This is a genomic window from Streptomyces sp. NPDC059009 (assembly GCF_042740175.1).
In the GTDB taxonomy this organism is placed as follows: Bacteria; Actinomycetota; Actinomycetes; order Streptomycetales; family Streptomycetaceae; genus Streptomyces.
Window position 1 is genome coordinate 44,710 of record NZ_JBHYJB010000034.1, and the last position, 11,617, is coordinate 56,326.

The following is an 11,617-nucleotide window of genomic DNA, read 5'->3' on the forward strand; positions in this document are numbered from 1 at the left end:
GGTGACGGCCGTGACGGACAAGCAGAGAAGGCGTGGCGGGACCCGGTGGAGGGTGCCGCCTCACGGCCCTGGCGGCCGCGAGGCTGGGGAGCCAGGTCCCGCCGCCGGACGGGTGCGGCTCGACGGGCTTGCCGTTCTGTGGCTGATCAAGCAGGGGGGCATGGGCTGATCAGACAGAGGGCACGCCTGTGACCCGGCGGGTGAACCACCGGGTCGACAGACGTGCTGGGCGGACTACTTGAGAGCGGCGAGAGCCTCGGCGTAGTCCGGCTCGGTGGTGATCTCCGGGACCAGCTCCGTGTACAGGACCGTGTTGTCGGCGTCCAGCACGACCACGGCCCGGGTGGCCAGCCCGGCGAGCGGACCGGACTCGATGGCGACGCCGTAGTCGGAGAGGAACGAACGGCCGCGGAGGGTGGACAGCGTCACGACGTTGTCCAGGTCCTCGGCTCCGCAGAAGCGGGCCTGGGCGAACGGCAGGTCGGCCGAGACACACAGGACCACCGTGTCCGGAAGGTCGGCGGCCAGCTTGTTGAAGGTGCGCACCGAAGCGGCGCAGACGCCCGTGTCCACGCTGGGGAAGATGTTCAGGACCTTCCGCTTCCCGGCGAAGTCGGCCGGGGACACGTCCGACAGGTCCTTGGCGACCAGGCTGAAGTCAGGGGCCTTGCTGCCCTTCTGCGGGAACGTGCCCGCCACGTCGACCGGGTTGCCCTGGAAAGTGACCGAAGACAAGAGAACTCCTCATGTGTAGGACTGGATGCCTTGATCGTATGAGGTCCTCGGTCAGCGCACGAACGCGGCGAGGTTGGGCATCCGAATGTGGTCCGACGAGAACGGCTGCCCCTTGGCGAGCACATCGGCGTTCTGCCGGATCTGCTGGAACGAGCTGCGCACCACCTCCTTGAGCAGTGGCTTCTCATCACGGGACTGCGTCCAGCCGTCGAGTCCGTGCTTCTGGAGGTTCTTGCGCAGGGTGTCCCCATGCGGCCCCCGGCCGGACGGATCGTGGTTCGACTGGTAGGGATAGGGCTTCAGATCGTCGATCCGCTGCAGCCAACTCGCTTCCCGCTGCTCCAGGATCTGCAGCGTGATCCGCTCAGCGGCCACCTTCCAGCCCTGGTAGAAGGCGTCCAGGGTCTCTTCCTTGGTGAAGTCGCCCTGGGCGTTCTGGGTGTTTTGCGTGAACTTGGTGAACGCCTCCTCCTCCACCTTGGCGAGGGCCGACTTGACCAGCGCGATCGTGTCACCGGCGAGGAGCTGGGCGAACGTCTCCGGATCCGCGAGCGGGTTCGACGAGGCCGAGCCGCTGAGCATGATCGCAGGCAGTCCGAAAGCGAGGCCGATCAGTGCGAGCGGCGCCGCGCCGACACCCGCGAAGGCCAGTCCGATGACGACCAGGTCACCCGTGATCGCGATGACGTCCAGGGCGATCGCCAACCCGTCGTCCTTCTGGATGCTGTTGACCAGCGAGCCGATGTTCACCACGACCGACACGTACGGCGCGGCCTTGCCCAGCTTGTCCGCGTGCCACACCCCGAACTTGCCGAGCGTGTACTCGGCCGCGTTCATCGTCACGACGCCGGAGTTGCCCAGCGAGACCAGCGTGTCCCCGACCGCGGGATCAGGGCTCGTCAGCTGCACGATCGTGCCGGTCCACGACGTGGCGGCGTACAGCAGGTTCTTGCGGCCCGCGGTGGTGGTGCTCGCGTCGAGGGCACGCCCGGTCGCACCGGACACACCGCCGAACGACCCTGAGCCCGCGACCTGCTGGTCCTTGACCTCCTTCACCGGCAGCGGGAACCCGACGTCCTGCGCCGCGCCCTTCCTGCGGAAGCCGGTCACGGTGAGCGTGAAGGTCTCGTACGACTCCTCCGTGAATCCCGGGAGCAGGATCGCGTACGTGTTCCCGTCGGCGGGCAGCGTCTCGTACACCCGGGACGAGCCGCCGTCCGTGACGACTACCTGGACCTCCTCGTAGGCACCGGTGCGATCGCACCCGACGAAGAGCCACCCCGGCTGGGCGGAGTCCAGGAACACGTCGCAGATCTGCGGCCAACGCGCGAAACTCTCGCCCTTGCTCACGACGTAGTCAGGGAACCAGAGCCGCTCCGGCGCCGCCTGGGCGCCGTTGCGCTCGTCGATGACGTGGGCGTCGGAGATGCGGCGGGTCCAGCCGTCACCGGATGCCAACGGCTGCTTGCCCGCGGGCACTTCAGCGGTGGGAAACGCCCGCACCGGTCCCACCGGGTACCTCCCCGGAAGCAGCGGGGTGAGCGAAACCCGGGAGTTCTCCGGGAGAGTGACCTCCCTGGGGGCGCCGGCCCACACGATGAGCGCGTCATGACGGGGGTGCAATGCGCGGCTGCCCGAGACGTACACGGCGTCGTACGCCTGGCCCTCGGGCACGGTGATCGTCCAGCCCCCGCCCCGGAAGAAGGAGCCAGGGCTGTACGCGGCCCGGACCGCGGCCGGCTTGGTCAGGCTGACCCCGTCTTCCCGGGGCCGGGTCTCCATCACGACGCCCTGCTGCCGGAGGTACTCCGTGTAGCCATCGGTGGGTTCGAGTCGGGGATCCGGCCGGGCCGGGGTCGCCGGGAACGCGTCGGTGCGCCCGTGCAGCGTCATGGTGGCCGGCACGGACCAGGAGCCGTCCGCGGGCTGCCTGGGCTTGGCGGAGACGCCGATGATGGGGCGGGGAAACGTCACCTCGTGGTTTCTGGCCCGCTGCCCGTCGGCGGCGATGTCATCCACCTTGACCGGATTGCCCCGGGCCGGAGTCACCCAGATCTCGACCGTGTCGTAATGAGGGCTCTTCGGGAACTGTGCCGTCAACCAGAGGGTGAAGTTGTATCCGTCCTCCTTGTCGAAGACGAAGCTCGGCGCGAAGGTACTCCCTTCCGGCCGTACGGTCCGGAGCCCGGGAGTGCCCTTGAGGTGCTCCCAGCCCACCCCGCGGCCGTTTCCGCCGTTCACGGACAGGGGCACGTACTGGGTGGTCATGCCGAAGGGGAGAAAGTGCTCTTCATATACGGAGAACTCGGCGGGCGAATGGTTCGGGACGCCCTGAATCCGCGCCTCCTGCCGCCCGAGCGTGGGGAGTCCGGTCTCCATGACGGGAGTGGCCGGAGCGAGCGGGGGCGACGTGATCCGGGTTCCCCAATGCGTGCTGTCCACCTCGTCCCGGCTCAGGAGGCTGACCGTCACCCCCGAGGACATCCGCCACTTGCCCCGCAGGAAATCGGGGGAGATGAGGGACGTGGAGTTCCGCCACTCGCCGTCGGCCGGAAAGATCGCCTCGAGGTCGGGCCAGTCACGCTTGAAGTGGATGCGGAGATGCGCGTAGTTGAGGAATCGGCTGTCCGCGGTGCGCGGCATGTCGCACTTCACCCGGAGCCGGGTGATGTCGCCCTGCGGCCAGTGCACCGCGCACAGGTGCTTGGGGTGCAGGATCCGGAGGCGACGCCAGAACCTCTCCACCGTGTCCCACGGCGCCGGCGCGAACGACCCGTCGGCGTCGGCAGCGGCGTGCGGCGAGTGGACCGGAACTGTGCCGTTCCGGCTTCTGCGGGCGTACTCGGGCCGGGCCAGGAACTCCGGCGGGTCCGCCGGGAATTCGAAGTCGACGACCGGGGGTGGCTGCGGCAGGGCGCGGGCCTGGGCGGCGGGCAGCAGGGGGAGCGGGTCCCAGCCGCCCGGCAGGGGGGCGCGGGCCCAAGTGTCCAGGGTGGTCAGGAGTCCGCCGGTGCCTTCGGTGCCTTCGGTGCCTGCGGTGCCTGCGGCGTCGGTGTCTGCGGGTCTGGGTGTGTGCTCAGTGCTGGACGAGTTCGTGCTCGTGGGGCCCTCGGTCCGGGGTTCGGGCCCGGGAGGCTGCTCCTGAGGTTGTGCCTCGGGCCCGTGTGGCCCGGGCAGGGCGGGGAGCCGGTCAGGCCGTTGGGGCAATGGGCCGACGACGCTGCTGAGATACAGGGCCCACGTGGCCATCTGCACCGGTGTCATCGTTCGGAAGTCACGGCCGGTTCCAGGGGTACCGGGGTGCGTGTGCTGCTGTCGTGCCGCGACTTCTTCGCGCACGTGCTTCATCGACTGTTGCTGCGCCCTGCGGTGAGCCTGACGTGGATCGGAGTATCTGGGCGGCATGACAGCCTTTCGGAAATGCGGTCGCTTCACCAGCGCGGCCGCGGGACCACCGGGCCGCGAGGGAGGGAGTTTAGGCCGAGGGGTGCTGGTTTCACGGTGGGCGAAGTTCGACGCATGTGACCTCGGATTGATCGGTGTGCTTCTTTGGTGAACTCCAGGCGGCCCGTATGCCCGGACCATCCATCATCATCTGCCGCGATGTATAAACTTCCGCCTTTCATGAGCGACTTCGCCGGTTCATAACATCGCCGGGTCCCACGCCGCTGCTGGGGCGAAGAGTTCGCGTACCCAGAGGTCCAGCGCCGCCGATGAAAACGAAGAAGAGCCCGCAGGACACGGCTGGGCACAAGGCCACGTTCCGGAGTGTGCTGTCGCCCCAGCACTGGAAGATCTCGACCCGCATGGCGGTCGCCCTGCTCTGTCCCACCCTGCTGGCCCTGGGGCTCGCGACGTCGGAGATCCGCGGCTCGCTCGCCCGGGCCGAGCGGATGAAGGCCATGGAGGAGTCGGCCGCTCTCGTCCTCTCGGCCACCCAGCTCGCCCACGCCCTCGCCGACGAACGGGACTTCGCCGCCCTGCAGAAGAACGCGAAGGTCGCCATCGTCCCGTTCCGGAAGGAAACCGACGAGCGGCTCGCCGACTACTCCCGGCGCGCCTCGGCCGACCCGGGCAGGCCCGGGATCGCGGAGCGCGTGGCGGACACCGAAGCGGCGCTCCAAGGACTGGCGGAGCTCCGGACGAAGGCGTACTCCAAGGCCCTCGACGCGGTGGCCACCGACCTCGCGTACGCCGACATGATCACCCCGCTGCTCGGCCTCGCCATCGAAGCGGGGCGTGGCGAAGGCTCCGCCGCCGCCGACACCTGGGCGCTCAGCTCGCTCTCCATCGGCAAGGCATCGCTGTCCAGCCAGCGGGCCCTGCTCAACGCGGGCTTCTCGCGGGGCAAGGTGGAGAAGGCCGAATGGGCCGAGGCGGCCTCGCACCGCGGGCTGCAGAAGGTCGTGTTCCGCGAGTTCCTGGTCGCCGCGGAGAAGGGGGACGCCGAGCGGTTCCGGCGGGCCTACGACGCGGCGTACGTGGCTGCCATGGTGAGCAAGGCTGCGAACGCCAAGCCGTCCGAACTGGACGCCGCCCTGGTCAAGGAGTGGAACACCTCCGCGACCCGCGTCATCGACGACCTGAATCGCATCGAGACCCGGATCGCCCAGCGCATCACCGACAGCGTCGCGCGCGAACGCTACGAGGCGCAGGCGCAGGCGTGGTGGAGCGGCGGCGCCGTGGGACTCGCGCTGCTCCTCGCCCTCCTGCTCGCCACCTGGATCGTGCAGGCCACGGTGCGCCAGCTCAGCAGGCTGCGGCGCACCGCGCTGCGGGCCGCGCGCCAGGAACTGCCCGCCTTGGTGGCCGCGATGCCGGAGGGTGGCCCGATGGATGCTCCGGACCGGCCCGTGGTGCTGGACCTGGGCACGCGCGATGAGATCGGCGACGTGTCGCGCGCCTTCGAGCAGGTCTTCGCCGAAGCACTCAAGCAGACCGCCGAACAGGCCGAGCTGCGCGGCAGCGTCAACGACATGCTGGCCTCCCTGGCCCGGCGGGGCCAGGTCCTCGTCCACCGCCAACTGGCCGTCGTCACCCGCCTCGAACGCGCGGAGGCCGATCCGGCCCGGCTGGAGGAGCTGTTCCGCATCGACCACCTGGCGACGCGCATGCGCAGGCACGGCGAGAACCTCCTCGTGCTCGCCGGTCAGAGCCCCGGCCGGCTGTACGGGACTGCGGCCCCGCTCGTCGACGTGCTGCGGGCGGCCGCCGCCGAGGTGGAGCAGTTCACCCGCATCCAGGTGGTCGGCGGCGCCGAGGTGTGGGTGGCGGCTCCCGTGGTCCACGACCTCACCCATCTCCTGGCCGAGCTCATGGAGAACGCCACGCAGTACTCGAGCCCGGCCAGCCGCGTCATGGCGGTCGGCCGGGCCGCCGCCGGAGGCGATGTGCTGATCACCGTCGAGGACAGCGGAGTGGGGATCGGGCCCGCCCAACTGGTCCAGCTCAACGCCGCGTTGCGCGAGCCCCCGGGCGTCGACGCCTCGACCACCCAGCGGATCGGGCTCTACGTGGTCAGCAGGCTGGCCTCCGCCCACGGGATCCGGGTGCGGATCGGCTCGACGGGCAAGGGCGCCACGGCCTCGGTGGTCCTCCCGCACGAGGTGCTCGCCACCGCGTCGCCAGCACCGCCGACGTCGACTCCGCGTCCACAGACCCCGCCGCCCACGCCGGCACCGACTTCATCGGCCCCGGCCCAGGGACCCGTAGAAGAGACCCGGGCCATGCCCGCCGTACAGCGTCCCGCGCCAGGCGGCCTTCCGCGTCGCGCGCCCCGGGCGACGCTGCGCGAACAGCAGCCGCAGCGGCCACCGGAGAGCACGGTACGGCGGACCGAGGGAGAAGAGAGGCCGAGCCGATGACTGAGACCCACGTTCCTGTGAACGCACCAGTCGCACCGCCTGCACCGGTCGCCGCGGAGCACCAAGTCGGCTGGTTGATGGAAGAGTTCACCTCCGAGGGTGCCGTGCGACCGGCCGACATCCAGCAGTGGCGCCATGCCCCGGCGACCTGTTCCGGCTACGGGCCCAGAGCCGGGCCGGGGCGCTGGAACAGCCGCCCGAGCTTCCCGTACTCCGTCTCGATCCCCTTGAGCACGTCCTCCGCCGCCACCGGCCGCCCGCCCGCGGCCGCCCGGAACACGGCGGTCTCCACGGCCGCGCGGATGTTGCCGCCCGCCAGCGAGTAGTCCTGCGCGATCCCGTCGACGTCGCACGCCGCGTCCGGGCTCTCGGCGAGGTAGCGGCGCCACAGCTCCGCCCGCACCGTCGCCGTCGGGCTCCCGAACTCGACGATCTCGTCGAACCGGCGGGTGAAGGCGCCGTCCATGTTGGCCCGCAGGTTGGTGGTCAGGATCGCCAACCCGTCGAACTGCTCCAGTCGTTGGAGCATGTAGCCGATCTGCAGGTTGCCGTGCCGGTCGTTGGAGTCCTTGACCGCCCCGCGCTTGGCGAAGAGCGTGTCGGCCTCGTCGAACAGGACCACGCAGTCCAGCGCCTCCGCCGCGCTGAAGATCCGCTCCAGGTTCTTCTCCGTCTCGCCGATGTACTTCGACACGACGGACGGCAGGCTGACGATGTACAGGTCCAGGCCGAGGCGCCCCGCGACCGCCTCCGCCGCCATCGTCTTGCCGGTGCCGGACTCCCCGGTGAACAGCGCCGTCGCGCCCCAGCCACGGCCGCCGCCGCGCCGCAGCCCGTGCGTGCCGAGGACCTCCTCACGCCGCTCGATGCGGAACACCAGCATGTCCAGCTGTTCCCGTACGCGTGCGGGCAGCACCAGGTCGTCCCGTGCGACCTGCGGCTCGACGTGCCGGGCGAGTTGTTCGAGGCTGCGGGCGGCCTGTACGTGGGCGATGCGGCGCGCGGTCCCGACCGGCAGCGTCGCGCCCCGCAGCGCGGCGTCGCGGCGGGCGATGTCGATGACCGCACCCGCCGCGGTGGGCAGCGGCCGGCTCCGGCTGCCGCCGCCCCGCACGTCGAACGTGGCCCGGGGCACGGTCCGCCACACCTTCTCCCGCCACACCTCGCTGCCGTACAGGAGCACGGGCAGGGGGCTGCGTGCGAGGCCCGAGATCAGCCGGCTCAGGGCGGGCACCACGGGGTCGCCCTCCTCCGCGTACACCGGAATCACGATGCCACCGCCGACCAGGCGTCCCTCCAGGCGTACGGAGTCCAGGAGTTCGGCGTCGGCGTGCTCCAGGTCGAACGGATCGAGCAGCAACGGGGTCCGACCCATGGCGCGGAGCGCGTCGCACGCCAGGGGCAGCGCCGCGCCGGTGATGTCTTCCCGCAGGTACAGCGTGCCCGCGGCGTCCGCGCGCAGCTGCGCGGTCAGGGCGGCGAGCGACTCCTCGTCCGGCGTGTGCGGCAGCGGTGGTACGGGGCTCAGCCGCCGGTCGCCCGAAACAGCTGGAGTGAGTGGTCCGTGCCCGGCCCCGTGCCCGGCCCCCGACAGGAGGTGGCCGACGACCCGGTCCGGCACGCGCAGGCAGCGCTCGGCGAACGGGTCGCGCGGGTTCTCGAAGACGACGAGCCCACCGGACAGCAGCGCGGAGCCCTCGTGCAGCAACCCTCTGACCACACCTTCCGTGAGGGAGAGGCCGAGAAGTTCCAGGGCGACGGCGGCCGTCGGGCGCGCGAAGGGGCCGAGCGCGCGATAGGCGGCCGCACAGTTGCCGTTCACCTCGGGCAGCGCGGCGGCGACCAGCAGGTCGGCCTCGTCGGCGCGCAGACCGAACTCGTGGCACAGCGCGGTCAGGGGATCGTCGGGGCCGTACGCCGAGAGGTCCGGCTCCCAGGCGCCCTCTCCGGGCCCGGACGGGGCCGCCTCGGGCGGCAGGTCCGAGGAGCGGTTCACGTACAAGTGCCGCAGCCGGTCCTCCAGTTCGGCCATGCGGTCCTCGAAGAGGGACCCCGATGGAGGTGCAGCGTGGTCTTCGTGGGCGGACTCGGTCATGCGATCTCCTCCACACGCCGCCGGGGGCGCGGGGGCTCGTGGGGGCCGGACGGTGAATCCGGCGCGGGGGTCCCGCCCGGTGCCTCGCCGGGCGGAGGGTCGGTGCGGCGTGCCCTGAGCGTCATCCCTTCCGTCGGCGGGGTCCGCGCACCGCTGTCGGGGCGGCGGACCGGTGCGGTCACCAGGAGGTCGAGGGCCGGGCGGACCGCGCAGTTCAGGCCGGTCCAGATGCGTGAGAGCGGGCTCTCCACCCCCTCCTTGCTGTCGCGCAGCCGCAGCGACAGCGGCTCCCGGGGGTGCCGGGAGGAGAGCGGGGTCAGGGTGTCGGTGGCCACGCACCACTCCAACAGCGTGCCCAGCATGCGGTGTTCGTCCTGCACGGACTGGGCCCAGACGGTGAGGGCGTAGCTCATCCGGAAGTAGCGCAGGGGGTGGCCGTAGCCGACGACCTTGCCGTCCTCGTCGATGATGCTGGTCTCGCCCGACTGCCGACGGGCCGGGTCCTCGTCGATGCCGTACAGGTAGACGTTGACGCAGGGGCCCGAGCGGCGCGCGGCCCAGTCGGCATTGGGTGTGTCGAAGACGACCTGAGCGTTGACACCGAGCAGCGGGCCTTCGCGCAGGTGCTCCGCGAGGAGTTCGTCGACGTGCTGGACCAGGCTCACCAGGTGATCTCCGGGGCGTGGGCGGTTGTGACTGACATGGCGTCAGGAACCGGACGGTCGGGTCGGGTCGGGCTCGGAGAAGGGCCCGTCGAGGGGGACGAGCTCCCCGCTGAGCAGAGCGGTCGCTGTGCAGGCCGCGGGGTCCGCCGGTCCGGGCCGCCCCGATTCCTTCTCACCACTGCCGGCCCCACCGCTCCCCGCCCCGTTGTCGCCGGGCCTCTCGCCGTCCGCCGGAGGAGGCGGGGCCTTGCAGTCCAGGGCCAGCGTGACCGTGTCCCCCGCTTTGACGACGACGGGGCTCTTGGGAGTCACGTCCTCGGCCTTCTGCGTGCTCATGCTGGCCAGCGGTTTGCCCGCGGCCTTCAGCAGCAGGGTGCTGGTCTCGGTGCCGGAAGCGGTGATCTGCGCGGTCTTGAACACCAGCCGATAGCCCTTGGGGACCTGGTACCGGTCGGTGAGCGCCTTGCTCTTGGAGTCGACGAACAGGGCCTTCTGGAGGGTCTTTTTGCGCGGTGCTCCTTCCTCCTCTTCCTCCCGCTCGGCCTTCTCCTTCTGCTTCTTCTCCTGCGCCGCGGCCTTCTTCTCCTTCTGCTCCACCGCGTCTGCCTGCGAAAGCCCCGGCGCCGACTCGGTCTTGGCCGTCGGCGTCTTCTTGCCGATGGGGGAGAACCACAGGACGGCGGCCGCGATGAGGAGAGCGGTCAGGGCCGTCAGTGCCTTGAAGGCGGCCTTGGACAGCAGGGCGCGCTGCCGGTGCACGAAGTCCGTGGAGTGCGCCTGATCTCCCTCCCCCCAAGCGGCGCTCGTCGTCACCCTCCACTGAGCGGGTGCACCCACCCACACCGGCGGGCGCACCCGCACGGCGAGGGCCACCCTGGCCTTGTCGCCGGGAGCGAGGGCGAGCCGGGAGCGGCGCAGGCGAGTGCGCAGGGGGGCGTCGGGCTGTTCCGGGGCCGACTTGAGGCGGAGCGTCAGTGCGACGTTGCCGGTGTTGCGCAGGACGACCAGGTTGTTCGCCCACAGTGCTCCCGTCGTGCGGGAGCGGACCGGTTCGAGCTCGACGTCGCGGAACTCGCCCACGATGACGGCTGCTTCCGGGACCGCCACCACCTCCGGGTTCTCCGTCGACGCCACCCGGACGGCGAACGGCAGGGCTCCCGGGCGGAGTTCGCCGTCGCGCGGCACCGCGAGCGGAATGTTGATCTTCTCGTGGTTGCCGGGATACACCGGCAGCTGGCCCAGCGAGCCCCCGTCCTTGTCCCACTCGGCCGGGGGGCCGAGCAGTTCCAGGTCGTACGCGTCGACGATCCGGCCCTCGTTCCACACGTGCAGATGGACGGTGAGGCTCTCACCGGGCGGCACCGGCTCCTCGGGCACGACCAGTTCGGCTCTCACGGTCATGAGGTTCGCCTGGTGAAGAACTGCACTTCCGCCAGCGCGATCGGTGACTTGGGCCGCAGCCCGGCCCGCACCGCGTCGATCCGTATCTCCACGGACACCACCGCGTCGATGCCGAACGAGAAGCGCTGGGGGCCCGGCTGGTCGAAGAGGGTGAGGGTGCGGGTGGCCTTTCCGCCGCCCGCTGTGATGACCGTGACGGTGACCTTGGCGGGCCGCCCGTTGCGCAGGAACTCCTTCGGCCTGGGTGAGCCGCCGCTGATGAGCGCCAGAGTGGTGAGCCGGAAGGGCTCCTTGAACGTGGCCGTCCAGGTCTGGCCGACCGCTTCCTGGCCCCGCTCCTCGGGCGCCCACGCGCGGTTGTCCACGCCGTCCGCGGCGAGCTGCGCGCCGAACCCCTTGGCCGCGCTGGAGGCTTCCACCGCGTCCGGCGCGATGCTGTTCTGCCCCGCGAACCGGTCCTTGATCCCGGGCAGAGCCTCGCCGGCGGCGACCACGCCCGCGCCCGCCCCGATGCCCGCCGTGAAGAACAGCGGCACGGCGGCCATGACCGTCAGCCAGCGCCGGTCCCAGTGCCATACCTCGGGCCGCTCGCAGTACTTGGCGCGCAGCCGCTCGCGGAACGTCTGCTCGGGGGGTTCCGCCGCGACGGGGGCGGGGCGCAACAGGGCTCCGCAGGGATGGCAGTACGCGCGCGTCTCGGGGTTGCCGCTGTGGCAGTGGGGGCACAGCAGCAGCCGGGGCACGTCGGCGTACATTGTCTCCGGCTCAGCCGGTACGGGCTGTGGCCCCGGGGTCGGCACCGGGTCCGGTCCCGGCTCTGGCATCGGCTGCCCGGCCAGGACTTCGCCCCTGATGAC

General features: G+C 71.0%; 7 protein-coding genes. 1 reads left to right on the plus strand and 6 read right to left on the minus strand.

Features of this window, described 5'->3' with window-relative positions:
* Nucleotides 1-234: 234 nt before the first annotated feature.
* A complete protein-coding gene (tpx, locus tag ACFWYM_RS30205) occupies nucleotides 235-735 on the minus strand; it encodes a thiol peroxidase (RefSeq protein WP_384844254.1) in 501 nt (166 codons plus the stop codon).
* A 51-nt stretch (nucleotides 736-786) separates the two neighbouring features.
* Nucleotides 787-3,990 (minus strand): hypothetical protein, encoded by a 3,204-nt coding sequence (locus tag ACFWYM_RS30210; RefSeq protein WP_384844257.1) that lies wholly within the window; start codon nucleotides 3,988-3,990, stop codon nucleotides 787-789.
* Nucleotides 3,991-4,448: 458 nt separating this feature from the next.
* Between ACFWYM_RS30210 and ACFWYM_RS30215 the strand changes: the two genes are divergently transcribed.
* The gene (locus ACFWYM_RS30215; protein ID WP_384844260.1) at nucleotides 4,449-6,599 is read left to right on the plus strand and encodes a nitrate- and nitrite sensing domain-containing protein; all 2,151 of its coding nucleotides are present in this window, start codon (nucleotides 4,449-4,451) and stop codon (nucleotides 6,597-6,599) included.
* A gap of 157 nt (nucleotides 6,600-6,756) precedes the next feature.
* On the opposite strand, the gene ACFWYM_RS30220 is transcribed toward ACFWYM_RS30215, so the two are convergent.
* The 4 genes from ACFWYM_RS30220 to ACFWYM_RS30235 are packed head-to-tail and all read right to left on the minus strand — an operon-like array spanning nucleotide 6,757 to nucleotide 11,515.
* Nucleotides 6,757-8,694, minus strand: a complete 1,938-nt coding sequence (locus ACFWYM_RS30220) for an ATP-binding protein (RefSeq protein ID WP_384844263.1) — start codon at nucleotides 8,692-8,694, stop codon at nucleotides 6,757-6,759.
* Complete coding sequence (locus tag ACFWYM_RS30225; protein WP_384844266.1) at nucleotides 8,691-9,359, minus strand: DUF4255 domain-containing protein; 669 nt, start codon at nucleotides 9,357-9,359, stop codon at nucleotides 8,691-8,693. The genes ACFWYM_RS30220 and ACFWYM_RS30225 overlap by 4 nt, the downstream gene beginning before the upstream one ends.
* A 42-nt stretch (nucleotides 9,360-9,401) precedes the next feature.
* Nucleotides 9,402-10,760, minus strand: a complete 1,359-nt coding sequence (locus ACFWYM_RS30230; RefSeq protein WP_384844269.1) for a hypothetical protein — start codon at nucleotides 10,758-10,760, stop codon at nucleotides 9,402-9,404.
* On the minus strand, nucleotides 10,757-11,515 hold the full coding sequence (locus ACFWYM_RS30235) for an NADase-type glycan-binding domain-containing protein (RefSeq protein WP_384844272.1): 759 nt from the start codon (nucleotides 11,513-11,515) through the stop codon (nucleotides 10,757-10,759). Before ACFWYM_RS30235 ends, ACFWYM_RS30230 begins: the two co-directional genes overlap by 4 nt.
* Nucleotides 11,516-11,617: the final 102 nt, after the last annotated feature.

Excerpts from the sequence above, each read along its gene's own strand:
- ACFWYM_RS30215 (WP_384844260.1), top strand. The coding sequence starts at position 4,449 with ATGAAAACGAAGAAGAGCCCGCAGGACACGGCTGGGCACAAGGCCACG.
- ACFWYM_RS30220 (WP_384844263.1), bottom strand. The coding sequence starts at position 8,694 with ATGACCGAGTCCGCCCACGAAGACCACGCTGCACCTCCATCGGGGTCC.
- ACFWYM_RS30230 (WP_384844269.1), bottom strand. The coding sequence starts at position 10,760 with ATGACCGTGAGAGCCGAACTGGTCGTGCCCGAGGAGCCGGTGCCGCCC.
- ACFWYM_RS30235 (WP_384844272.1), bottom strand. The coding sequence starts at position 11,515 with ATGTACGCCGACGTGCCCCGGCTGCTGCTGTGCCCCCACTGCCACAGC.